The sequence below is a fragment of the Chryseobacterium joostei genome (assembly GCF_003815775.1).
Taxonomy (GTDB): Bacteria; Bacteroidota; Bacteroidia; order Flavobacteriales; family Weeksellaceae; genus Chryseobacterium; species Chryseobacterium joostei.
Window position 1 is genome coordinate 139,033 of sequence record NZ_CP033926.1, and the last position, 24,583, is coordinate 163,615.

A 24,583-nucleotide genomic window follows, 5' to 3' on the forward strand; every position below is an offset into this window, starting at 1 on the left:
AAAAGATGAAGCAGAATAACGTTTCATCTTTTTTTATGTGATGGAAAAAAATATCTGTGCATCCTGACAAACTGTTGTCGCTTGTTTTTCATAATTTTACATAAAACAATTGAAGAACATGCAACCTGTAGGAGAAAGAAAAACAATAACGATCAATACGAGTAAAGAATGGCGGAAATGGTTGGAAGAGAACCATCAATCTGAACAGTCTGTGTGGATTATTTGTAATACTGCAAAGTCTGATCTGCCCGTTGCAAAATGGAGTGACCTCGTGGATGAATCCCTTTGTTTCGGATGGATTGATAGTACAAGAAAAACCATTGACTCCTATTCTTTCATGCAATTGTTTAGTAAACGTAAGCCTAATAGTACGTGGTCAAAAATCAACAAGGAAAAGATTGAAAGATTAATCGAGGGTAAGTTGATGATGCAGGCAGGATATGAAGCTGTCAGTAGAGCCAAGGAAAATGGTTCATGGACAATTCTTGATAGTGTGGAAGATCTTGTGATTCCCGAGGATTTGGATGCTGCATTTGAAGTTCATAATGGATCAAAAGACTATTTTTTTAGCCTGAGTAAATCCATGAAAAAGATGATGTTGCAATGGATTGTAATGGCAAAAAGACCTGAAACCAGACAGAAACGTATTGATGAAATTGCAGAGCATTCAGCACGGAAAGAGAAGCCTAAACACTTTTTGTAATCCTCCAATTGATCTTGATATGTTGAGAGAATAAAGTATTACAACAAAAACACTTTGTCTATCCAGTTAAGAAGATATCCGCATATAAACCTTATCAATTATATTTTTTCGATCTATAATTTTCTTTCGTTATTTTAAGTATAAATGACCTTTCTGAAAAAAATAAGGCATGTGCTAAATATTTTGTGTGCTCCTCAATTTTTGCATCTCATCTAAAAAAATAGATTTACATTAATGAAAAGCTAGGGTTTTAAGCGAATTTTAATACAGAATACAGTTCATTTCTCCCAATTTTACCTGATATTTACTATTATTAAGTAGACAAAAATTACTTTAACTTTGCTAGTTGGGCAATATGTGTTAATTATTAAACTTTTAATAATAACTTTATATTGTTAAAACTAATAAGAAAAGACTTGAAAAATCAGGATATTAATTTAGCTGATCGTAAATATGGAAAATAAATTCTTAAATTTTAAATTGAGGAAAGTTGTTCATTACTCATTGATTATATGTATCTTGTTGATACAGGTGATTATAGCCATATTTTTTTACAACGAATTTGTCAATGAAAAAAAACTAAATTTCATTAAAAATCAGCTCGAAGAAAGTCGGGCTTTGGGAGGATTGACAGACAATTCAAGAAAAGATTTCATGGATGCGCAGGATCATCTTCAAAAATATATGGTAAGCCAGGATGATAAGGATCTTCAAGCCTATTTTCAGTCACTTAGAAAACTTAAAAGCAATTTTGATAAAATCGGTGAATATGAAAATACAAGTCCAAGGCTAAAAAATACCCTCGCCCAGAAAAAAATAGATACTCTTAAGGTTACAAAGCTGAAAACCTTAATAGATTCCGTATATCAATCCTCTCTGAAACCTCCTGCCAAAATTCAGGACAAGCAATACGAGCCGGAAAAGTATAAGAATGACTTTGAAAACTTCAATGTTCAGACCCGTACTTATGCTGATACTATTAAAAAGAAAGGCTTCATGGGGCGTTTAAAGGATGCGATAACAGGTAAGGTAAATGTGCAGAAAGAGAGTACGGTAGTTACTTTAACGAATAATAAAACGATAGATCTGTCCAATGTAAAGTCTGAGATGAATAATGCGCTGAAGTCTATGGATAAGCATTATGCAGCTGAGGTAAAAAAAGCACAGCTTTATGCCATTCAGAATCAACGTGAGAATATGCAGTTTTACAATAACTTCAATAAATTATTGGTTTACAGTAATGGACTTATTGATGTGTATGAAAGTGCCATTAAGGATTTTAAGGTGGAACTTGAAAAAGAGTATAACAAGCAAAGCTCGGATAATAATAAAATAAGAAGATATCTTGTCATTGGATTAATGACTTTGATGTTTATTGTATCCATCCTTATCATGTACTTCACAAGAGTGGCATTTGTATACGAAAGAAAACTGAATGCTGCGAACAAAGAGATCAAGAATAACCTGAGTTTCAAAAACAGGATATTGGGAATGCTGAGCCACGATTTAAGGTCTCCGCTAAAAATCATTAATATCTTTATTGATAAGATCTACAGAACAACGGAGGATGAAACAACTAAGGATTATCTTAAATCAATTAAGTTTACCAACAGTACCTTACTCCTGCAGTCTAACCAGATTCTGGAATACACGAAAAATCAGGATGCAGAGAAGAAACTTATAAAATCTGTATTTAACCTTAAGGATGAGGTGGGTTCTATTGTAAAGGTTATCACTCCTTATCTTGGAACCAGAAACAATAAATTTGCAGTAACAGACAGGATTCCTGAAAATGTAGTGGTGTATTCTGATAATATAAGAATCAACCAGATTTTTATGAATATTCTGGGAAATGCCAATAAGTATACAGAAAACGGACAGATTGATCTTACCATGACGACACAGCCTCTGGATGGAAACAGAATTTCTCTGATTACAACGGTAGCCGACACGGGAGTAGGAATCTCGGAATCTGATCTTAAAAAGATTTTTGACCCTTATTACCAAGGAACTGTATCTGATGAAGTTGATAATCTGGGAGTAGGACTAGGACTAAATTTATGTAAGGAAATCGTAGAACTTTTTGATGGTGAAATATCTGTTGAAAGTAAATTACACAAAGGGACAAAAATAACATTCAGTCTCAATTTAAATATTAATAATAATGGAAATACCAATTGAAAACAGAGAAATAGCATTCCTTTTAGCAGATGATCACAGTATTGTAAGACAGGGAATGGAGATCGTAATCAATGATATTGCTCCAAATGCTAAAATTTATCATACTTCATCTTTACAACAGGCTGTAGAGCTGGTAGAATCAAAGGGAATAGAAATGGCCATTATAGATGCTCATTTTCCTGAAGGAAATAGCCTGCATGTATTACCACAATTGAAAAGTGCAAACCCTGATATTAAGATTTTAATTTTCACAGGGCTTGAAGAAGATTTGTATGCCCTGAAATTCATAAAAGCCGGTGCCAATGGTTATCTGAGTAAGCTGAGCGAAGAAGAGGAGGTGAGACAGGCCGTTCTGAACTTTATACAGAAAGGAGAATACTTTTCTGATGTTTCCCGAAACTTGCTGGTTCAGTTTATTTATAATCCGGATTTAATAAGCCCGCTCAGCTGCTTAACGAAAAGAGAATTACAGATTGCAGAATTGTACGCAGATGGATACGGTAATCTTGAAATTGCGAATAATTTAAATATAAAGCAAAATACAGTAAGTACTATCAAAAAAAATATCTTTGAAAAGCTAAAGATTGATAACCTCGTTGAATTAATTGACCTTATTAAAACACATCATAAGATATAGGTGTTTGTAGGAAATATTCTTCACTTCTAATTTTATAGATAAATATCTATATCGCATCCGAGATCTATCGATGGGTTTTATAGATGATATTATTCTGGAACGTCGTTTCTTTGCAGTATAAGATTTACCAAATGAAATGTAAATGCTTTTTTAGTTTTTTCATTACATATTAAAAGGTAAGTATTATAACTATAAAAATAATAAACTATAGTTATAAAAAACGCAAGTGATGAGATTAATATAGAAGTGTATGAATAACCTATTAACGAGTGAATTTCTTGAAAAAACCAAATGATAAGAAAAAAAAACACAAATTAATATAAAGAAGTTCAATTGGTGGTTACTAGTACAAAAACAAAGGAGGCGTAAAGGCCTCCTTTTTTTATTTGATTTCTGTTTTGTTTTTCAAAATCTTATCTGAATCAGCATTCCAATGTAGCTTATAAAAATAAGTTTCTCTATTTTTTTTGCAGTGTAAGTGTAAGCGTAGCCTCACGTTCAGAATATGATAGCTCCACTGATTGGGTCTTGGTTTCCCATTTTGAATATGATGGTTCTTCTGAAACGGGAGTTCCTAATTTTTGATTTAGAAAGCTAAGCAACCAGTTGTATTTTTTCATAAAAATACTTTTGGAATTAAGCAATAGGAGCTCATTGGTATCTTTTTTTTTATTATCTCTTGAGGGTATTGAGAACGGAAAGCCCCATTGAAATTGAATTTTTTGTACAGATTTATCATCAGGAGCATAATCATATCTTGTTAATAAATGGAGGTACTTGCGTTCAGATTTTTTATAGGCTCTTTGCTCTTTAGAAAGTTCTTCTATATTGCTGTTCTTTTCCGAAGTGATAGTTAGGGCGTTTTCTTTCTTTTCAATACGATCAATCTGATCCATGGATAAAGTATTGAAGTTAGAGTAGAAGTACTCGAAGTTTTTTTCTGTCCAGGCCTTTATTTTTGATTCTCCGTGTATAGGTTCTCTGTACAGGTTTTTGAAAGTTATCACATTGAATTGGTTTTTATCAATTTCAATAATTCCAAAAAAATTGGGATCCTTGGTCGTAAACGGAACCGTTTTATATGAGTTTTCGGTGATATAATTTCGAGTGTCAGATGTTGATCTGTAGGGGAAAATGTCAGACTTAAACTCCTGAACATTCAGAAGAGACTCGTTTTTTACAACACCTATTTTCATAGAATTATCACTTGAATAAAGATGATAAAGCTGGTTGTTGATGACAAATGAAGTTATTAAGGCAAAATTATTTATACCGGAAAAATCATTAGAATATTCAATTTCAGATTCTGTCAAAGTATTGGCTGTAGGGTAATATTGATCAAAAGGCTCCATTAATTTGTGGCTTTTAGGATCACTGATTTTCAAAACGGATTCTTTAGTGGTAAGATAATAGATATTATTCAGCTTATTGACCACCGGGTTTTCTGCTTTGATTTCATATTTCTGGCCGGTTGCATTGTCCTGAAACCAAGTTTTATCACAGCAAAAGCTCTCATTATTAACAACTACAGTATATTTTTTGTCTTTATAAATTTCATTTGTTGCGTTTGGGATTTTTATCCATTTTTTATTGTTTTCATCAAGATAAAATGTAAGACTACTTCTTTCTGGTGTAGTCAAAATACTATCGTTTCTTATATACAGGTCATACTCAGTGGAATTTGCAAAAGTTAATGGAACTTTAGAGATTATTTTTCCGCTTTCATTCAAAATATAGAAGTCTGTAAATGGTGCTGAGCTATTTTTTTTGTCAACAGTTTCGAAATAACAATAATATTTTGAGTTGTGCTTCACGGATGACGCCATCGTCCCGGGAATACTAATTTCAATGGTTTTAAAATTGATTCTCATTTCTTTTGACTGGCAGGATTGCATCAATAAAAGAATGATAAAGAGGTGAATAATATATTTCATGAATTGGTTTGTGGACATCTAACTTACGAAAAATAGAGAAACTGGGAAAATTAAGAAGTTTATAAAAGCGGCCTATTTACGGTTGATGAGAGTATAAGTGACAAAAAAAACAGCTTACTATTACTGGTAAACTGTTTTTTGATAGAATAATGAATTCTAGCTAAATTTTTGAAGAGCTTCAGTACTCACGGGAGTGAAGAAATTGATTAAATTTCCATCCGGATCACAGAAGAGAAGAGAGCGGTTGCCCCATGGCATCGTTGTAGGCTCTTGTACAATGTTGTTTGTTAAGGTCTTAATTCTTTCATATTCCACATCTACATTAGGAACTAAAAATTCTATAATGGTATTGGTAGCACTTTTTGATTCCGTAAGATGTTCACTACCAAACATCTTCATGGTCCGGGTGCTTCCGATAGCGATGGTAATAGTAGTGGTTTTAAGCTCCGCAAAATCTTCTGTATACCACTGAGCCGTTAAGCCCATTGCTTTCTCATAAAACGCTGCAGATTGCTTAATGTTTGCAGTAATAATTCTTAATGAGGCTAATTTCATATGATTTTATATTTCAATAATTTCATACAAAGCTAGGAGAGAGTTGTGACAACAGAATGTCAGCAGTGATTGGAAATAAATCTTGGTTTAATAAAAATTAGCAATATGGATCAGCTGCTTAAAATCTATTATTTTTAATTTGCGTCCTTCTGATTTGATCAGGCTTTCTTGTTTAAAATCATTGATGATTCGGGCCAGGGTTTCCCTTGCTGTTCCTACCATATTGGCGAGGTCAACACGGGATAAAGAGATGAATACCTCTTCCTCGGGATTATCATTGGTTTTATATTTATCGTGTAAAATAAGTAAGCTTAAGGCCGCACGTTCCCGAACTGTGCGGTGAGACAGAACGGCAATAAGGTTGGCCATCACACTGAATTCATGGCTCAATGATTTTAATAAAAGCCTTGATAATACAGATGATTGATCAAGAATATCCAAAAAGCTTTCTTTTGAAATAAATGAAATCACAGAACTTTCGAGGGTAGACGTAGTGTCTCCATAGGATTCATTGCTTAAGATAGCTGAGTATCCGAAAAACTCTCCGGAACTGTAGATATATATGATTTGCTCCCTGCCGTCATTATCTACCTTGTATTTTTTTATTTTCCCTTCATTAAGATAGTAAATTCCGTTAGGCTTTGTTCCGTCAGTAAATATAGCCTCATTTTTTCGGTAATTTTTGGTTCTCATGGCTCCTAGAAGAAGGTTTTTCTCATGCTCAGGAAGCTCATTAAAAAGATATTGATTATTAAAAGTAAATTTCGAGATCATAATTTCTATGGAGGCTGATGAATAAAAGTTCAGAGTGTAACTTAAATCACATTTTAAACAGATCTAAATCAACAAGTTTTTTTCCTAAACGAATTATTTTTACAAAAGTAATAAAATAGATTTTGAATATGATTTAACGGATCATATATGAACTATTAAACATAGAATATCTCCTCTTTAAGAGGATAAAATAGCACTGGATAAAAACTTAAGTTGACATGTTTTTCACGGCGGTTACGCTGACATTTCTAAATTATTTTTTTTTGCTTATTTATTTTATCCAGTTTTTTAAGTTACCTGTAAAAAACTAGTATTGTTTCCTTAAAAAAATGGTCATTTCAGTATTTTGAAATGACCATTTTTATTATAATAGTAGCTAAAATCTACTGAATTGTATAAGATAAATTTTTCACTGTATGTGCAGAAAAATACCCCAAGGCACCATTGCTGATATTGCTCGGAGGATTAGCCGGAGTAACTCCGCTACCATTCGATAGGTTAAGAAGAGCACTATAAAAGGTGAATACATTATTGTCAATGCTCTGCATTTCTACATGAATGGTATCTCCCACTACCACTTCATGATCAGCTCCATCATTATCATCATTAGGAAGCATGATTGGACGTTGATTAGGCAGTCCGTTATTTAGGTTGTCTGAAAATACATCGATATATTTTTTACCTAAATCATTAATGGTAAATGAGAACAAGTAACGGTTTCCCAATACAGCAGGATCCGTAAAAATCGGCAAAAGTGTATAGCTGGTTTTGTCTCCAAACTTAAAAGAATCCTGTTCCAGTCCCTCGAAGTCTACTTCTTCAGGCATGGTACTTTGCGCGGTATATTGCTGCCCTTCTGCCTGTATTTTCAAGGTATAGGTTCTTCCTGAGACTCCTACAAAAGCAGATGTTATGTATCTGCCATCACCTACATACTGCAAAGTTTCTGTCTGACCTGTATTATCGCTTAAAATCACCTGCGCACCAATTACAGCAGGATATTGGTTCTGTTGTGTAAATTCTACAGATTTTGTAATCCTTACGATATAAGGTCCAGCCTGATTGGTTACATTGCCTTCAATGACAATTTTTCCACTCTGATCCGCCAAATCCAAGTCAATCTCTTTTTGGCATGAAGTGACTAAAAACAGAGATAATATGATTAAAAAAATATTCTTCATGATTTAAAATTTGAAATTATAAGTAATGTTAGGAATCAGACGGAATAAGGAAGTCTGCATAGCGCGTGTAGTTCCGGGATTATTCGGATTGTCTTCAAAAGTAATGGTGTAGGCATTTTCACGAGCATACAAATTATAAATTCCAAAGGTCCAAGATCCACGGAAACGCTTATTAGATTCCGGCTCATAGGTTGCACTGATATCCATTCTGTGATAGGCTGGCATTCGGTCAGCATTTCTGCTGCTGTACTGGAAAACAGTTTGTCCGTTTAATTGATACTTTCCGGTAGGGAATGTTACTGCATTTCCTGTGCTGTAAACAAATAATCCTGAGAAAGACCATTTAGGATTCAACTGATAAGTGGCTACTACAGAAAGGTCATGCGTTTTATCCATTCTGGCATTATACCACTTATTATCATTAATTCCGTCTATTTTTCTTTCAGTTTTAGAAAGGGTATAGGAAATCCATCCTGTAAGTTTTCCGCTTTTCTTTTTTGCGATAAGCTCCAGACCGTAGGCTCTTCCTTTCCCAAATAACAATTCACTTTCTACATCGGCAGCAGTATCAAAAGTGATTTGCGCACCATTTTTAAAGTCAATCTGATTTTGCATGGATTTGTAATAAACCTCAGCATTCAGCTCATAGTTGTTATTATTGAAGTTTCTGCTGTATCCTAAACTTACCTGGTCTGCAATTTCAGGTTTTACGGTATAGCTGCTTCCAATCCACTGATCGGTAGGATTTCCGCTGCTTGAGTTGCTTAAAAGGTGTAAATTCTGAGTATTACGGGAATAGCCTCCCTTGATGCTGCTCACTTCATTGATACGATAATTGGCTGTAACCCTTGGTTCAATGTTAACATAAGTTTTTCCGAAGTCTCCTTTTTCAAGGTATCTGCTGTCGGTAAGAATTCCGTTATCATAGGTATTAAAAGTGTCACCTCCTAGAACACTGAACATAGAAAGTCTTACCCCATAGTTGATGGTTAATTTTTCTGTAGCCTTGAAATCATCATTAATGTACAATGCATTTTCCCATGATTTTCTCGGATTTCTTGGGAAGCTGCTTACACTTGTCCCCGAAGCACTGCTAGGAGTAATAGTATGATAAATAGATTGTAAACCAAAACGAACAGAATGCTTGTTTCCCGCAAACCATGTAAAGTCCTGCTTAAGATTCCAGTCCTGTATCTTAGAATTTAAGCCAAAGGTATTGTCATTGCTTGTTAGGCTGATTTTGTAGTCATAATTACTATAGATGAATGAGGTATTGGAAAACAATGTACTATTAATAATGCTGTTCCATCTCAATGTAGCCGTTGTATTTCCCCAGTCTGTAGAGAACGTATTCCCTAATCCCAATACATCTCTTCCAAAATATCCCGAAAGGTAAAGTCGGTTATTCTCATTGATCTGATAATTGGCTTTCAGATTCAAATCATAGAAATATAACTTGTTGTCTTTGTAGTCTTTGGAGGTTTTAAGAAACAAATCCGCATAGGTTCTTCTTCCGGAAACAATAAAAGAGGATTTTTCCTTTTGAATAGGTCCTTCCACACTTAATCTGCTGCTGATAAGCCCAATTCCTCCGTTGATGTTATAATCCTTATTATTACCATCCTTCATTTTTACATCCATCACTGAAGAAAGACGTCCTCCGTATTGGGCAGGGCTATTCCCCTTGATGATACTTGCATCTTTAAGAGCATCACTATTGAACGTACTGAAGAAACCAAGCAAATGCGAAGCATTGTAAACCGGGGCTTCATCCAATAAGATCAGGTTTTGATCCGTGGCACCCCCTCGTACACTGAATCCGCTGCTTCCCTCACCATTGCTTTTAATACCGGGAAGTAGCTGTATGGTTTTCATCACATCTTTTTCACCAAACAGAACAGGAAGCTTTTCTATATTTTTAATGCTTAACGTTTCTGTCCCCATTTGGGCAGATGTTAAATTCTTGTCCTTTTTAATTCCTGTTATAACTACCTCATCAATAGTTTTTGCCGCTTGTTCCTGTTGGTTAAGAGGAAGATCCAGCTTGATATTCTGGTTAACAGTTATTTGTTGTTCAAAATCCTTATAACCCGGATAAGAGATAATCACCTTATAATTTCCCTCAGGGAGTGATAAGGAATAGAAGCCATATTCGTTGGCAATCACATTAATAGAGGGGTCCTCGGCTACCTTTACGCTTACGCCGATCAGAAGTTCACCATTTTTCTGATCCTTCACGGTTCCGCTTACCTGATATTTTTGTTGTGCTATAGCCCAACTGCTGAAACAGAGTGCAGCCGAGGCAGCAGCAATTTTAAAAAAAGATGTTTGCATTAAGTTTATTTTTTTAAAGTAGTAGAGATCTCCAATAGATATATCGGTTATAGTTCGTTGAATTAGTTGAGTAGAAAGGGAATTAGTTACACCTAAAGCTTTAATTATGAAAGAAATCCATTAAAAAAAACGAATTTTTCCCCATTTAATGATTTTTTTTCAAAACATCCAAAATAAACATAAATACAAATTATTGCAGAAAAAATAATATTATGCAATAAATACTGTTTTATTTATGCTTTTTAACTTAGTGTTGAAATGAAATAAATTATTTGATTTTATTGAGCGAATTTTATTTCAAATTAATCTAAAAAATGAATTTTTAGCTTGTCAAAATGCTCAGTAAAGGCGTTTTGACACCAATGAAAGATAGAAACTCCGGAGGTTGTGTTGTTTTTCATGATTATTTAAAATTAAAGATCAGCTTTAGTCACTACTAAAACAGCAGAAAACTGAAAATATTGTATGATAAAGGAATACAGTCTTATTATTTGCTTTCTATTTCGCTAAAGATGAAGCAGACGTTAAGGAAAACCCAATGTAGAGGGAGCCTTTAATTCAGAAAGTGTAAAGACTTTTTTATTGAAAAACCTCTTCTGTACTGCCAAACCAAATATTAACCCTATATTGGTGTAATGAATTATTAGGAAAAGAATATGGAAAACATGAAAAAATGGTTCAGAAGCAATTGGTCTACAGTAATCTTTGCCATTGCTTTAATCATATTGTTAGTAAGTCCGGATGCCAAGGCATGGCTCATGAGACAGGTAGCTTCTACAGGCTTATTGAATTCCAAAATATCAGAACCCAAAGCTAAAAATACCAGTATTGTACCCTCAGTTTCTTACACTGATTTTACCATAAAAGATGAAATGGGAACTGTGACAAGTGTATCAAAATTGAAAGGTAAAGTGGTTTTTATCAACTTTTGGGCATCATGGTGTCCTCCGTGCCGTGCAGAATTTCCCTCCATACAGCAGTTTTATGAAAAGTACCGTTCAAATTCTAATATGGCTTTTCTGACAATCAATTTGGATGACGATCTGGCATTGGGAAAATCTTATCTGAAAGAAAAAGGCTTTACCGTTCCATTTTTGACCCCGGCAGGCTCCATTCCAAAGGAAATCTATGGAGGATCATTGCCTACCACTGTGGTTTTGGATAAGAATGGTGAAATCCGTTTCCATCATACAGGATTGGCTGATTATAGTAAGGCTTCTTTTTACGACCAAATTGATCAACTTTTAAAAGAATAATGCCGATGCTATCCTTTAAAATACTAACCATTAAGGAAATGGAAACCGAAATTTTAAAAGAAAAACAAGCCATGCAAAATTTCCCAAAAACTACCGATTTTCCTTTTTCTGAACTTTATAGAAAACTGGCTACTCAAATAAAAACGATGGAGATTGCATCAGAAGCTATTTTATATAATTCTGTGGATGCAGTTAATGAAAATAAAGAATTTGTATTGAAAGAGTATTGGTGTTTTGCAGGAAATGGACAAGGAGACCAGTGGTTTTTGGATAAAAACGGGAATATTTTTTTCTACGACCATGATTATGATGAAAGTCTGGAACCCATGAATATCAATTTTGAGCAATGGTTACAAATGGCATTTGTGATTAAACAGCTGGATAACTATTTTGATGGGCATGATGATATTTCAGAATCCGTTAAGCAGAAATTTTATGAAACAATGGATCTCATTCAGCCTGGACTGAGTGAAAAATATCCGTTCACATTTTAAAGTCAGATAGTTCTCAAGGTTGTAAAACCCAATAAGATCGATTATTTTTGAATCAAACGAATACATTCAAACATTAGATATCACAATGAATATTTCAACACTAGAACAAAAATACAACTTCAAATATCCCGAAATCTACAGACAGCTATCCAAAAATAATATGCTGGATTGGGGTGAATCCGGATCAAATTGGTATCGTACAACCTTTCCGGAACTAAAGAAAAACCCACCATTGCTTTTATTTGGATATGATATTGAAATCTGGAATAATCCACAGTTTGTTGAGGCTTCGATAGATGAAATGTCAGATGAAGAAGACTATAGAAACATCCATTCGGGATATCAGTTTGTACCTTTTGCAAAGAATGGAGCCGGAGATTTGTACGCCTTTCAGTTTGATTTACAAAATGATGGGGAAGTTCCGGTTACCTTTATTCCTCACGATGACGAAGAGGCTGAAGTAGTAGCCAAAAATTTTCAGGATTTTATTTTCCGTCAGCTTTTGGAAGCCATTACTGAGATTGATGAAGACTCTATGTTCTATGAAGATGAGGAAGAGGACATGAAGCAGAATCTATTCAATCAATTGAAAACCCATGAGCCTTATTTAAGCTCCAGACAGATAGAAATTCTTCAGGATATCTATCAGAGAGATATCTTTGAATATACCTACAAAGTTCCCAATGGCCATACTTTTGAAGCAGAAGGCTTGGTTACCTTTGATGAGGTGGAGAAAATTCTAAACGATGAGATTGGTTTTGAACTGCTCAATAAAAAATTTAATTATACCAAAACTTGGAACAGTTAAAAATAACATATTTGAAACTGAAAAGGAGAAGTGGAGACCACTGTTGTTAAATAATCATTCAGTAAAATCCTGTAACCAACCTTCAGAGTACATCTGGAGGTTTTTTCTTACCTTTATATAACCTAACTTGAACGTATGAATATTCAGTTGTTTTCAAAAAATGCTTTGGTAGGAGGAGCTACACAGGGTATAGGGGCAGGAATTGCCTTTGAACTTGCAAAATCTGGTGCCAATGTTACAGTAATGTCCAGAAATGAGGCTAAACTTAAGGATTTTGTATCCACATTACCAGTCTTAAATTCAGATCATAAACATAAATATTTGGTTGCCGATTTTTCAGACTTTGAAAACTACAGGAAATTGATTGCAGGGTATTTTAATGATCACTCAATAGATATTCTGGTCAATAATACCAATGGTCCGGAACCTGGCTTAGCAATAGAAAAAAATACAGAAGATTATCAAACAGCATTTGATCTTCTCTTTAAAACCGTTTGCGAAACAACACTATTGGCCTTACCTCACATGATAAAGCAGAAAAATGGCCGCATCATTAATGTTTCCTCGCTTTCCGTGAAAGAACCCATTGGTAATCTGGCGCTTTCTAATTCCATTCGTTCAGCAGTAATGGCCTGGGCAAAAACCTTATCCAATGAAGTGGCGCAGCATAATATTACTGTAAATAATGTTTTAACAGGGTATTTTGATACAGCGCGCATTCAAAATCTGATTGGCCATGAAGCAGAAAGAACAAATACCTCAGTGGATGAAATAAAAAATACCAGAGAGAGTAAAATCCCAATGAAAAGATTTGGAAAACCCGAAGAATATGGTCATCTGGTAACTTTTTTATCTTCTGATTATGCTGCCTATCTTACCGGAGCAAACATTCCTTTGGATGGAGGCTTGAATAATACTTATTAAAATCAATTATTTTATAATTTTCATGTAATAAACCCTTTCCATCAGTTGTCTTATTAATTATTGGAAAATATTATATGAAAAACTGGTCTTTTAAAAAATGGAACACCGTAACGGGATGGTTCCTTTTCGGTATTGCTTTTATTACCTATCTCTCTACCATAGAGCATTCGCTTAGTTTTTGGGATTGTGGAGAGTATATTTCCTCAGCTGTTAAACTTGAAGTAACCCATGCCCCGGGAGCCGCCTTATTCCAGATTATGGGAGCTGTGGCGAGTATTTTTGCATTAGGAAATTCAGAAAACTATTCTCTGGTAATCAATGCAATGTCAGCTCTTTTTAGTGCATTTACTATTTTGTTCCTGTTTTGGACCATTACCCATTTTTTAAGAAGACTTTTAAATAAGGATTTTGAAGAAATTTCCAGACATCAGGAGATTTCTATTCTGTTTGCAGGAGCAATCGGGGCTTTATGTTTTACATTCTCAGATACTTTCTGGTTCTCTGCAGTGGAGGGGGAAGTATACTCCATGGCCTCCCTATTTATTGCGTTATTGGTCTGGCTCATTACCAAATGGGAAAACGAATATCAGGCAGCAGATAATGAACGATGGATTATTCTTATTTTCTTTATGATAGGCCTTTCGGTTGGGGTACATATGATGTGCATGCTGTCAATTCCTGCGATCTGTCTGGTGTATTATGCCAGAAACTATACATTCACCTGGAAGAGTTTTATAATTGCTAATCTGGTAACCCTTGGTGTGTTAACCATTGTGTTTAAGATTATTTTTCCTTTGATCATGACGATGTTTGGACAGTTGGAAATTTTCTTTGTCAACGGATTAGGACTTCCTTTTCATTCAGGAACCATAGCTGCATTTATGATAATGGCTGCAATGAGTTTCTTTCTGATTAAATATGCCCGAAAAACCAAGAAGAATATTTATCAAACCATCGTTTTATCGGTTGTATACATGATTATTGGTTTTTCTTGTTGGCTGGTAATCCCGATCAGGGCTAATGCCAATCCTCCAATGAACCTTAACGATCCTGATACGGCAATTGGGATGAAAGATTATTACAACAGAGAGCAATACGGTGATTGGCCAACCATCTACGGACAAAACTATACGGCTGCCCTTGACAGGAAAGGACTTGAAAAAAATGAAGACGGCAGCTACAAAAGAAAAATAACCGGTGACATTTATGAAAAGGATGAAAAAACAAAAACTTACAGAAAAACCGGGGAAAGATTCAACTATGTTTTCAGTAAGTCACATATAAGTTTTATGCCAAGGATGTTCAGTGAAGATAAGGAAGTAACGGCTAATTATATTGCCATGTATGGAGCTCCTGATTTTACGTTCAATTATGATAATGAGGAAGTTGCAGACAATCCGCAGGCAAAGCAAATTTTCGATGAATTGAGAACCAAATATGAAAATAAGACCATTACAGCAGAAGATTATCTAAAAGTAAAGCCTTATGATCTTATCAATGTGCAAAGGCCTTCATTTGCACAAAATATGGACTATTTTATTACCTTTCAGAATGGATATTATTTTGTAAGATACCTCATGTGGAACTTCGTGGGAAGGCAAAATGATCTACAGGGTCATATGGAAAACACGCACGGAAATTGGATCTCCGGATTCTCCTTTATAGATAATGCTTTGTTGGGAAATCAGGATCATATGCCGGCCAAATTTAAGAATGAAAGCACGGTGAAATTCTTCTTTTTACCACTTATTTTAGGTTTGATTGGTTTCTTTTTCCAGCTAAATAAGGATTTTAGAAGATTTTATGCAATTCTTTCATTGTTTATTCTGACCAGCTTTGGAATTGTTTTTTATACAGGAGTGAAACCGTTTGAAGTAAGAGAAAGAGATTATGCAATGGTGGGATCTTTCTATGCTTTTGCTATCTGGATCGGGTTGGGAGCAGGAGCAATTCTATGGTTCCTGCAATCCAAGATCAAATCGAATGGAGCTAATGTGGCAGTAGGAATAGTCTTATTAGGAATTCCTTTTATGATGGGCTTCCAAAACTATACCTCTCACGATCGAAGCAAAAAGAGTGCAGCGTATGACTCTGCCTATTCATTTCTTAAATCTTTACCTAAAAATGATATCTTCATTATCTATGGAGACAACGATACTTTTCCTACATGGGCAATTCAGGAAACAGAAAGATTCAGGGATGATGTGAAAACAGTCAACTTCACCCTTTTAGCCACGCCTTGGAGTATCGATCAGGTAAAAAGAAGAACCTACAATGCAATGGGAATTCCGGGAGAATTAACCCATGAAGAATATAGAGACGGAGTAAATGATCAGGTTTATCTGATGAAAAAGGATGATTGGGAGGGACTTTTTGCCATGTTAAAAGAACAAGGTGCTCCTGATACGGAATTTCAAACGTTTAGAAAGTATCTGACGCAGGATTCTATGACTTTGAAAGAGGCCATGCAGTTTCTTAAGTTAAAATCTGCTGAAAAAGACGAACTGTTGAAAATGTACTTCGGAGAAAAGGAGTATGAAAAATACAATATTATTCCTGTCAATAAATTTATTCTTCCCGTAAACAAGGAAAATGCGGTGAAGTCAGGAATTATTAATCCGAAAGATCTTCCAGATGCAGTGGATCATATCATGATTAATTATGAAGCCCATACTCTTTACAAAAGCAATCTTATGATGCTGGATATGTTGGCTAACTTCGATTGGAAACGACCTATTAATTTCTCATCAGGTGGACTCTATGATAGTGAAAATATTTTTTATCTGGATGATTATCTGCAGTTTGATGGATTCAGTTACAGACTGGTTCCTATTCATACGCCACAAGGTCCGGATGGAGATAAAGGCAGGGTAGATGCGAATTCTCTTTATAACGTGGTGAAAAACTTTAAATGGGGTAATTTTAAAGATCTCAGTATTTATTATGATGAAACTGCTACTTCCAATATTATAGGTTACAGAATGTCGGTAAGCAGAGCCGCTTCTGCGCTTGTTCTCAATGGACAGAAAGCTAAGGCACAGGAATTATTAGATCTTGTAGCTAAGGAAATTCCCGTTGAAAAATACAATGATCCACGTTCATTGAGTTCTATTGTAACCGCTTATATCGTTGCTGGAGAAGAGCAAAAGGGAATTCAGTTGGCAGAAAAACTTAAAAAAGGAATATTTGATGAGTATGATTATTATCTGAAACTCTCTCCGTCATTTCAAGCCGCTGCCAGAAGGCAGATGAGAACAAAACCGATGGAATATGCACTTGTCATTTCAGCAGTTACAGAAGGATACAGAAGATTGGGACAGAATGAGAAAGCACATGCCTATCTGCTAAAATCTGTGGAGCCAATTGATCAGAAATTCAATGTCTTTATAAAAAGTCTTCAGCAAATGGATAAAGAAAAAGCAATGAAAGAATCTGAAAATGTTCAGCAGATTACCCCTTTCTATCAATATTTGTTTGACGTAATGAAGCCTTTTGATTCTGCCTATTCAAAGAAGAAAGAAGAGCAGATTACCACAGCCATGATTAGGGCTACACAGTAATAAGAACATCAGCTTAATGATAAAAAAGCCTTTAAATATTGAATTTAAAGGCTTTTTTGTATGGTAATGATATCTTACACAGAACATTTAAAAAGCCTTACTGCTTTTTCTAAGGTCAGACGGTCTGGATTGGGTAAACTCATGAAAAGTATCACTGAATGCACTAATGGAGCTATAACCCACATCATCTGCAATTTCGTTAATAGATTTATCCGTATTTAAAAGCAGTTCAATTGCCTTGATGATTCTTAATGTTTTTAGATATTGAAGAAAGGAAATATTCATATCGGCCTTAAACAGACGGGACATGGAGCGTTCACTCAGCCCGAATCTGGCACTTACATTACCTAGTGTAAGCTTTTCCCCGATATTCCATTCGAGATAAGAGACGATTCTCATCATCTGTTTATTGTGGGTAGCAGGAAGAATGATAGGCAGGGGCTGATTGTGAGTTTTGGGAAGTATTTTTTTTAAAGCTACTAGAAATTCAAAATTTTCGTCCTTTTCCGTAACATGCTTCTCATCCCATATCTCTGAGTATTTAATCATTTGAATCAAAAGTTCTGATGCCGGATAAATCCCCAGCCTGCCATAGAAAGGATCAGAAATATCATCATGGGCATAAAAATAAAGAGAACGAAGGACCGTAGCTGTATGCCCGATCTCTAAAATATGTTCCATCCCTTGTGGAATCCAGAAAAAATGTCTGGCAGGTACCACATACGTTCTATTGTCAATTGTAATATAGGCGATACCACCCTCTACATAGCTCAATTGTCCTTTTGTATGCTTATGAAAAGGAATTAGTTTTTCTGATTTTTCGTGCATTACAAATACACTTTTATCATGTTTATCTATATCCGGTAGTGCTGCAATTAATCCCATAAAAAATGAAAATACTAAAGAAAATGCAAATATACGTATTTGGCCGGAATCATGTAAAACTTGACTATTTTAGATAAAAGAGATGTCTGAATTGGAGAGTAACTTTGCAGAGCAATAATTCGAAAAATCCCGATGAAAATTTATCTTACCGGATTGCTGATGCTGGGAACTTCCTACACTATATCAGCCCATACAGGCAATCCACGAAATGATACCATCCGTCTCTCCCTAAAAGATGCATGGCAAAAAGCTGAAGAAAACAGCCGTCATATTAAAATCAATACCATCAATGTAGACATCGCCGAAGCTGAAGTAAAAGACGCCAAAAGGGAAAGACTTCCGGAAATAGAAGTTAAAGGATCCGCAGAAAAAGCATCCAATATCCCAATTTATGAAAATGGTATTTTTTCAAAACCTACCCAACATGAAGTAATTCATACACTTTACAGAGCAGGAGCAGATTTTTATCTGAATATTTATAACGGAAATAAGCTGAACCTTAAGATTAAGGAAAATAAAACGCTTCAAAAAGTAAAAGAAATTCAAAAAGAGCAGGCCATTTCTGATATTCATTACAAAACGGCAAGTCTTTATCTTGAACTACAGAAAACTTTCATCTTCAGGAATCTTATTAAGCAGGATATTGCAGATCAAAAAGTCCAGCTTAAAGAGATACAGGCTCTTTATAAAAATGGAGTAGTTCTGAAAAGTGATGTTTTAAGAATAGAACTGGAACTTTCCAAAAGAAAAATGACCTTGGTGACCATTGAGAATGATATTCTCATTGCCATGCAAAAGCTGAATATTATTTTAGGTGTTCCGGATGATCAGGTTGTTATTCCTGAGGCTCCGTTCAGTCAATGGAATGAAAATACAACCTATGCGGAATACCTGAAACTGGCTTTGGATCATTCTTTCAATTATCATGTTTCAGAACAGCAAACTGAACTGAGCAAGATTAAACTGAAGCAGGTAAAAGCCAATTTAAGTCCTAAAATTGGAATGTATGGAGAATTTTATTATGCCAACCCTCAGATTTTTCTTTATCCATATAATCCATACTGGTACTCACTGGGAATTGTGGGAATTAAGGCTTCATTTTCCATTTCTTCTCTTTATCACAATACCCAAAAAGTAAAAGCGGCAGCACTGGAATTTGAAAAAGAAGAGGAGGTACACAAGGATACAGAGGATAAAGTAAGACAACAGGTAAAAGAAGCCTATTTAAGATATCAGGAAGCCCTTGAACAGATAAAAGTTGCTGAAACCAATGTGGTTCAGGCGAAAGAAAATGCAAGAATCATCAAAAATACCTATTTCAATCAAACTTCTCTTATAACAGAACTTCTGGATGCTGATATACAGGTTCTTCAGACAAAATTTGAATTGGAGGCTGCAAAGATTATGGCACAGAACAATTATTATTTACTACAAAATATTACAGGCGTTTTATAATACAATGAAAAAAAAATATACTCCCACTGATAGAATCATTACAAAAGTAACAGGATGGATTTCCGTTTTAATCGTTGCTGCATTGGCCGTTTGGGGCGGTTTTACCCTTAAAAATTATTATCAATATGAGCAAACCAATGATGCTCAAGTTCAGGAATATGTAAATCCTGTTATTTCCAGAGCTGGTGGATTTATTGTTGCGGTGAAGTTTGAAGAAAATCAGGAAGTGAAGAAAGGAGACACTCTTTTACTGATTGATAATCGTGAATATGTACTTCAGCAAAAACAAACCCAGGCAGCCCTTCAGAAAGCCCGTGCAGAACTAAGAGTGTTGGAAAGTAATACCGGTACCACAGAAAAAGAAGCCGCCTCGGCTCAGGCTCAGGTAGATGCCAATAAAGCAAAGGTCTGGAAACAGCAACTTGATTATAACAGATACAAGAAGCTTTATGATGAAGAATCTGCTACAAAACAACGATTAGAAGATGTAAAAGCAACTCTGGACGTCAATGAAAGCGAATATAAATCCTCTCAGGACAACTATGCTGCATCCATGTCTAAAATCAATGATATACAAAGTGAGAAAGCTGTTGTACAGGCAGAAATTGCCAGACTGGAAGCATTATTGGATCGCCATAAACTGGATGTAACCTATACCGCAGTTACCGCCGCATACGATGGAAGAATGGGTCGTAGAACCGTTGAAATAGGACAAATGATTGATGCCGGAGAAACCCTTGCCTTTATCGTGAATAATGAAACCGATAAATGGGTAGTTGCAAATTACAAGGAAACACAAATTAAGGATATGCATATTGGAGATCATGTGAAAATTGTAGCGGATTCTTATCCCGACAGAGAATTTCAGGGAACCATTATCTCATTGTCACCAGCAACAGGGTCTAGTTTTTCCCTTTTGCCTCCTGATAATTCCACCGGAAACTATGTGAAAATTGTACAGCGTATTCCTGTAAGAATCAAGGTGGACGGACAAAGAAAAGAGATAGATGTCCTGAAATTAGGAATGAATGTAAATGTATACGCCAATAAAAAGCATTCCAATGGCTAAAAGACAAATGCCCTTTTTCAAAAGATGGGCACCGGAATGGCTGGTTAAGATCATTCTTTTCTCCATGACATTGCCGGGGATTATCATATTCTTTCTGCCACTATCCAACGTTAATGCAGCAGCAGGATATTATGGATGTGAGCCTGCAGATATTCAGTTTTCAGTGGCACTGTTTTATGCCGGATATGTGGGATTTTATAGTCTGGAAAGGAGGTTTTTCAGTTTTCTGGCAGCCAAGGAGTATTTTCTTTTATTTACAACCTTGCAGATAGTAGCCTGTCTGGTATGTTATTTCACCCGGGAAGTTTACATTTTATTTCCGATACGTTTTATTCAGGGAATGTTGTTTGCGGGTAACGTTAACCTTTCGCTTACGCAGATCTTTACAAGACTGAACAGTGAAAGAGGGCGGGAGATAAGCTTTTCCGTATTCTTTGGAATTTTGCTCTGTGCATTGCCCTTTAATAATTTAATTACAGCTGACCTTATAGACTCTTATAATTTTAATATTGTCTATAAAACAGCCATTTTTTCCTATCTGCCTGGACTTGTCTTCCTAACTCTTGCGATGAGTAATTACAGAACTCATGTGAGATTCCATCTGTATAAACTGGATTGGCAAAGTTTTGCAGTCTTTAGTACAATACTTGTGCTTATAGGATATATCATGATTTTTGGGCAGGAATATTATTGGCTGGAAGATAATCGGATTTTAGGAAGTGTAATAGGTATCATTGTTTTGGCAGGAATATCCATATTCCGCCAGCAAGCGATTAAAAGACCCTATATTGATCTTCGGATTTTTAAATACAGAAACTTTAAAGTGGGACTGTTGATTCTTTTTGTAATGTATATTTGTCGTTTTGCTTCGGGAATTACCAATAATTATTTTGCTACAGAACTACATCTTGACCCATTTTATATTTCCTATATTAATATTTTTAACCTTTGCGGACTTGTTATTGGGGTAATTATTGCCTGCTGTATGGTATTGCAGAAGAAAAGGATTCAATATATTTGGGGGCCTGGGTTTCTGATGTTGCTTGCCTTTCATGTTTTGATGTATTATTCCTTTGATGTTCAGGCTGATGAATTCAATTACTACATTCCGTTATTTCTTCAGGGATTAGGAGTGGGATTCATTATGGTACCAACTATTATTTACATTATTTCATCAGTTCCTGCTTCTATTGGCCCGTCAGCAGCGGCAACAGCCCTGGCGATAAGATATCTAGGGTTTTGCATCAGTATTGCATTGATCAATTTTTTTGAACTTTTCGAAAAAAGCCGTCACTATAATGCCTTTCAGGATCATTTAAGTGCAATAGATCCTGCTGTTAAAAGCTTTTTACATCAACAAACAGCTAAATTGACCGCTAAAGGAATGTTGGAAGATCATGCTGTAAAGGCTTCCAATAAATTACTGGTAGGAAGAATCAACGTCCAGAATCATGTTCGTTTTGCCATGGATTATTATGAAATGATGATGTGGCTCCTTGCCGCTACCATACTGCTGATTTTTCTTTTCCCGTATCTGAATCGTACAGCCCTTTATTTAAAATCCCGCAGATTATCTCCTGCATAATTGGATATGATCTTTGAGAATATTTTAAATACAAATACCATCAGAAAAGTATAGCTTATTAGCTAGTTTTTATAGTAGAGTGCTGAGACTGTCTTTTATGGCAGTCTCTTTTTGTTACATATTCGAAAGGCTATAAATATGGCTGAAAGTGTATATTTTTTGTCATTGCAGTCATGATGCGTTCTCTGTACATTTGTATCATACAAATAACGATATGGAAGATGTAGGAAAAGATACAGGAATAAAAAATATTGTGCTTTTGGTTTTACCGCAGGTGCAATTATTGGATGTAGCGGGACCTTGTGATGTTTTCACTTCAGCCAATCGTTTTTTATCTGAGGGAAGCTCCCAATCAGGATATCATGTCTGCCTTGTATCAGGAACATCAGAAAAGATTTTGTATTCAAGTTCCGGAATTCCGTTGAACTGTAGCCATACCATTTATGATATTGATTTTAATATTGACACCTTATTAGTTGCAGGAACTACACTTACCGTGTTGGATGAGATCAATCCGAATCTTTATTCCTATCTGCATAATATGAAAGGAAAAGTAAAACGGATGGGATCAGTGTGTGTAGGAGCATTTGTACTGGCAAAAGCCGGACTTTTAAAAGGGAAGCAGGTAACCACTCATTGGAAATACGCAGATACATTACAGAAAAGCTACCCAGAGTTGGAGGTCAATGTCAATCCTTTTTTTATCAGGGATCAGCAGATGTATACCTCTGGAGGTGTTTCTTCCGGGATGGATTTGGCATTGGCTGTTGTAGAGGAAGATTTTGGAAAACCTCTGGCCGCGGAAGTAGCACGTCATCTCGTTTTGCATTTAAAAAGAGCAGGAGTACAGTCGCAGTTTGGAAATGCTCTCCCTGATTATGAAACCCTGAGCCCTTTTACAAAAGGAATAAGAGATTTACTTAAAGATAAGCTAGGGAAGTCCATAAGCATTGAATATATGGCAGAATCTGTGAACATGAGTATTCGCAATTTTTCCAGAGTATTTTTAAAAGAATCAGGAATGACACCTGGTAGGTTTCTTGAAAAAATGAGGCTTGGTCAGGCAAAGAACATGCTTGAATACACGGATATGAGCATCGATATGATTGCTGAGAAATGTGGCTTTGGAAGTTCCGTTTCCCTTCGGAGGTTATTTCTGAAAAACCTTTCCATGTCTCCCGCACAATATAGAAGAGCATTCAAGGGACCAGAATAAATAAATTTTCACTTTTTGATAAACAATAAGGCTGATAATCATTTGTCAGCAGGCAAAAGCTATGTCTTTTTCAGAAAAATATTAATCTTAAAAAATAAAATAATGAAGCAAGCACAAAACAGTAAAACAATGAATGTAGCATTTTTAATTTATGATCAGGTAGAAGTTCTTGATCTGAACGGTCCTCTGGACGTTTTTGTTAAAGCAAATGTAGTACAACCCGGAAGCTATAACTGCTATACCGTGGGGAAAACCATGGAGCCGGTGTATACAGAGGCTAATACCATGTCAATAATTCCTACTTATGATATACAAACATCTCCAAAGCCTGATATGATTGTGATTCCCGGAACAAATCCTGATCAGGTAATGAAATGCCTCAAAGACAATGACTTTCAAAATATTGTATTGAACTGGGTGAAAAATAATGCTAATAATGGAACCGTTATTTTTACAATCTGCACAGGAAGTATGCTGTTATCAGAAACAGGAATCCTTGATCATTATGATATTACGACTCATAGCATGCTGCTGGATGCATTAGAAGCGCATAATCAGGAAAGTAATATTAAAAGAGGAGTACGATATGTTGATCAGGAACAGTTAATTACCACTGCAGGGATCACAGCCGGAATAGATGCCGCTCTATACTTAGTTGGGAAGCATCATGGAAAAGAATTGGTAAATACCTTGATTACCCTTTTTGAATATCAGCAGACAAGAGTGGAAGATTCGATAGCTAAACAGTAGAAGATTAATTTTCATAAAATCAATAAATGTAATTGATTTATAAACAGGTGTTTGATGTTTTTTCTTGAAATTATAAGTGAAAAAAACAGGAAAACAGTTGGATTTAAAAAGGATTTTTCTATCTTTGCAGTCCCTTAAACAAAGGGATTTACTTGAAAAAGTAAGTGGCCGACTCGGTAGCTCAGCTGGTAGAGCAATACACTTTTAATGTATGGGTCCTGGGTTCGAATCCCAGCCGGGTCACAATAAAAAAGAACTGCAATTTTGCAGTTCTTTTTTTGT

The 24,583-nt window shown here is 35.4% G+C and carries 19 protein-coding genes and 1 tRNA gene; 14 read left to right on the top strand and 6 right to left on the bottom strand.

Translation table 11 applies throughout. From position 1 onward, the window contains the following. The first annotated feature begins 118 nt into the window (after positions 1-118). From EG359_RS00610 to EG359_RS00620, 3 genes are all read left to right on the top strand, one after another. A complete protein-coding gene (locus EG359_RS00610; protein ID WP_076355999.1) occupies positions 119-703 on the top strand; it encodes a YdeI/OmpD-associated family protein in 585 nt (194 codons plus the stop codon). A 453-nt stretch (positions 704-1,156) separates the two neighbouring features. Further along, positions 1,157-2,884 (top strand): sensor histidine kinase, encoded by a 1,728-nt coding sequence (locus EG359_RS00615; protein ID WP_076355997.1) that lies wholly within the window; start codon positions 1,157-1,159, stop codon positions 2,882-2,884. After that, the gene (locus EG359_RS00620; protein ID WP_076355995.1) at positions 2,868-3,521 is read left to right on the top strand and encodes a response regulator transcription factor; all 654 of its coding nucleotides are present in this window, start codon (positions 2,868-2,870) and stop codon (positions 3,519-3,521) included. The genes EG359_RS00615 and EG359_RS00620 overlap by 17 nt, the downstream gene beginning before the upstream one ends. 458 nt (positions 3,522-3,979) lie before the next feature. On the opposite strand, the gene EG359_RS00625 is transcribed toward EG359_RS00620, so the two are convergent. The 5 genes from EG359_RS00625 to EG359_RS00645 all read right to left on the bottom strand — a co-directional run bounded on the left by EG359_RS00625 (position 3,980) and on the right by EG359_RS00645 (position 10,299). Further along, entirely contained in the window at positions 3,980-5,455 is a 1,476-nt protein-coding gene (locus EG359_RS00625; RefSeq protein WP_123867231.1) for a hypothetical protein, read from the bottom strand. A gap of 156 nt (positions 5,456-5,611) precedes the next feature. After that, a complete protein-coding gene (locus EG359_RS00630) occupies positions 5,612-6,010 on the bottom strand; it encodes a VOC family protein (RefSeq protein ID WP_076355991.1) in 399 nt (132 codons plus the stop codon). An 87-nt stretch (positions 6,011-6,097) separates the two neighbouring features. Beyond that, positions 6,098-6,784 (bottom strand): Crp/Fnr family transcriptional regulator, encoded by a 687-nt coding sequence (locus EG359_RS00635; RefSeq protein ID WP_076355989.1) that lies wholly within the window; start codon positions 6,782-6,784, stop codon positions 6,098-6,100. 383 nt (positions 6,785-7,167) lie between these two features. Continuing rightward, a complete protein-coding gene (locus EG359_RS00640; protein ID WP_076355987.1) occupies positions 7,168-7,965 on the bottom strand; it encodes a DUF4249 domain-containing protein in 798 nt (265 codons plus the stop codon). 3 nt (positions 7,966-7,968) lie between these two features. Next, positions 7,969-10,299 carry a TonB-dependent receptor gene (locus EG359_RS00645; protein WP_076355985.1) on the bottom strand — a complete coding sequence of 777 codons (2,331 nt, stop codon included), beginning with the start codon at positions 10,297-10,299 and terminating at the stop codon, positions 7,969-7,971. A 665-nt stretch (positions 10,300-10,964) separates the two neighbouring features. On the opposite strand from EG359_RS00645, the gene EG359_RS00650 reads away from it, so the two are divergent. The 5 genes from EG359_RS00650 to EG359_RS00670 all read left to right on the top strand — a co-directional run bounded on the left by EG359_RS00650 (position 10,965) and on the right by EG359_RS00670 (position 17,341). Then, on the top strand, positions 10,965-11,555 hold the full coding sequence (locus EG359_RS00650; protein ID WP_228435099.1) for a TlpA family protein disulfide reductase: 591 nt from the start codon (positions 10,965-10,967) through the stop codon (positions 11,553-11,555). Between the two features lie 38 nt (positions 11,556-11,593). Beyond that, positions 11,594-12,049 (top strand): SMI1/KNR4 family protein, encoded by a 456-nt coding sequence (locus EG359_RS00655; RefSeq protein ID WP_123867232.1) that lies wholly within the window; start codon positions 11,594-11,596, stop codon positions 12,047-12,049. 85 nt (positions 12,050-12,134) lie between these two features. Then, the gene (locus EG359_RS00660) at positions 12,135-12,857 is read left to right on the top strand and encodes an SMI1/KNR4 family protein (protein WP_076355980.1); all 723 of its coding nucleotides are present in this window, start codon (positions 12,135-12,137) and stop codon (positions 12,855-12,857) included. A 135-nt stretch (positions 12,858-12,992) separates the two neighbouring features. Beyond that, a complete protein-coding gene (locus tag EG359_RS00665) occupies positions 12,993-13,781 on the top strand; it encodes an SDR family oxidoreductase (protein ID WP_076355978.1) in 789 nt (262 codons plus the stop codon). Between the two features lie 74 nt (positions 13,782-13,855). Further along, positions 13,856-17,341 carry a glycosyltransferase family 117 protein gene (locus EG359_RS00670; RefSeq protein WP_076355976.1) on the top strand — a complete coding sequence of 1,162 codons (3,486 nt, stop codon included), beginning with the start codon at positions 13,856-13,858 and terminating at the stop codon, positions 17,339-17,341. Between the two features lie 87 nt (positions 17,342-17,428). Here EG359_RS00670 and EG359_RS00675 read toward each other — a convergent pair whose 3' ends face one another. Further along, a complete protein-coding gene (locus tag EG359_RS00675; RefSeq protein WP_076355974.1) occupies positions 17,429-18,226 on the bottom strand; it encodes a helix-turn-helix transcriptional regulator in 798 nt (265 codons plus the stop codon). 132 nt (positions 18,227-18,358) lie between these two features. On the opposite strand from EG359_RS00675, the gene EG359_RS00680 reads away from it, so the two are divergent. From EG359_RS00680 to EG359_RS00705, 6 genes are all read left to right on the top strand, one after another. Then, complete coding sequence (locus tag EG359_RS00680; protein ID WP_076355972.1) at positions 18,359-19,681, top strand: TolC family protein; 1,323 nt, start codon at positions 18,359-18,361, stop codon at positions 19,679-19,681. 4 nt (positions 19,682-19,685) lie between these two features. Beyond that, positions 19,686-20,750: an HlyD family secretion protein gene (locus tag EG359_RS00685; RefSeq protein ID WP_076355970.1), complete on the top strand. Its 1,065-nt coding sequence runs from the start codon at positions 19,686-19,688 to the stop codon at positions 20,748-20,750. Further along, positions 20,743-22,335 (top strand): efflux MFS transporter permease, encoded by a 1,593-nt coding sequence (locus EG359_RS00690; protein WP_076356076.1) that lies wholly within the window; start codon positions 20,743-20,745, stop codon positions 22,333-22,335. The genes EG359_RS00685 and EG359_RS00690 overlap by 8 nt, the downstream gene beginning before the upstream one ends. A gap of 214 nt (positions 22,336-22,549) precedes the next feature. After that, positions 22,550-23,551: a GlxA family transcriptional regulator gene (locus EG359_RS00695; protein ID WP_076355968.1), complete on the top strand. Its 1,002-nt coding sequence runs from the start codon at positions 22,550-22,552 to the stop codon at positions 23,549-23,551. A gap of 102 nt (positions 23,552-23,653) precedes the next feature. Further along, positions 23,654-24,301, top strand: coding sequence for a DJ-1/PfpI family protein (locus EG359_RS00700; protein WP_076356074.1), 648 nt, complete (start codon positions 23,654-23,656; stop codon positions 24,299-24,301). Between the two features lie 170 nt (positions 24,302-24,471). After that, a tRNA-Lys gene (locus EG359_RS00705) sits at positions 24,472-24,544 on the top strand. Positions 24,545-24,583 lie beyond the last annotated feature (39 nt).

What these genes read in the sequence shown, in the direction of transcription:
- EG359_RS00610 (WP_076355999.1), top strand. Translation starts at nt 119, where the DNA reads ATGCAACCTGTAGGAGAAAGAAAAACAATAACGATCAATACGAGTAAA.
- EG359_RS00615 (WP_076355997.1), top strand. Translation starts at nt 1,157, where the DNA reads ATGGAAAATAAATTCTTAAATTTTAAATTGAGGAAAGTTGTTCATTAC.
- EG359_RS00620 (WP_076355995.1), top strand. Translation starts at nt 2,868, where the DNA reads ATGGAAATACCAATTGAAAACAGAGAAATAGCATTCCTTTTAGCAGAT.
- EG359_RS00625 (WP_123867231.1), bottom strand. Translation starts at nt 5,455, where the DNA reads ATGAAATATATTATTCACCTCTTTATCATTCTTTTATTGATGCAATCC.
- EG359_RS00630 (WP_076355991.1), bottom strand. Translation starts at nt 6,010, where the DNA reads ATGAAATTAGCCTCATTAAGAATTATTACTGCAAACATTAAGCAATCT.
- EG359_RS00635 (WP_076355989.1), bottom strand. Translation starts at nt 6,784, where the DNA reads ATGATCTCGAAATTTACTTTTAATAATCAATATCTTTTTAATGAGCTT.
- EG359_RS00640 (WP_076355987.1), bottom strand. Translation starts at nt 7,965, where the DNA reads ATGAAGAATATTTTTTTAATCATATTATCTCTGTTTTTAGTCACTTCA.
- EG359_RS00645 (WP_076355985.1), bottom strand. Translation starts at nt 10,299, where the DNA reads ATGCAAACATCTTTTTTTAAAATTGCTGCTGCCTCGGCTGCACTCTGT.
- EG359_RS00650 (WP_228435099.1), top strand. Translation starts at nt 10,965, where the DNA reads ATGAAAAAATGGTTCAGAAGCAATTGGTCTACAGTAATCTTTGCCATT.
- EG359_RS00655 (WP_123867232.1), top strand. Translation starts at nt 11,594, where the DNA reads ATGGAAACCGAAATTTTAAAAGAAAAACAAGCCATGCAAAATTTCCCA.
- EG359_RS00660 (WP_076355980.1), top strand. Translation starts at nt 12,135, where the DNA reads ATGAATATTTCAACACTAGAACAAAAATACAACTTCAAATATCCCGAA.
- EG359_RS00665 (WP_076355978.1), top strand. Translation starts at nt 12,993, where the DNA reads ATGAATATTCAGTTGTTTTCAAAAAATGCTTTGGTAGGAGGAGCTACA.
- EG359_RS00670 (WP_076355976.1), top strand. Translation starts at nt 13,856, where the DNA reads ATGAAAAACTGGTCTTTTAAAAAATGGAACACCGTAACGGGATGGTTC.
- EG359_RS00675 (WP_076355974.1), bottom strand. Translation starts at nt 18,226, where the DNA reads ATGGGATTAATTGCAGCACTACCGGATATAGATAAACATGATAAAAGT.
- EG359_RS00680 (WP_076355972.1), top strand. Translation starts at nt 18,359, where the DNA reads ATGAAAATTTATCTTACCGGATTGCTGATGCTGGGAACTTCCTACACT.
- EG359_RS00685 (WP_076355970.1), top strand. Translation starts at nt 19,686, where the DNA reads ATGAAAAAAAAATATACTCCCACTGATAGAATCATTACAAAAGTAACA.
- EG359_RS00690 (WP_076356076.1), top strand. Translation starts at nt 20,743, where the DNA reads ATGGCTAAAAGACAAATGCCCTTTTTCAAAAGATGGGCACCGGAATGG.
- EG359_RS00695 (WP_076355968.1), top strand. Translation starts at nt 22,550, where the DNA reads ATGGAAGATGTAGGAAAAGATACAGGAATAAAAAATATTGTGCTTTTG.
- EG359_RS00700 (WP_076356074.1), top strand. Translation starts at nt 23,654, where the DNA reads ATGAAGCAAGCACAAAACAGTAAAACAATGAATGTAGCATTTTTAATT.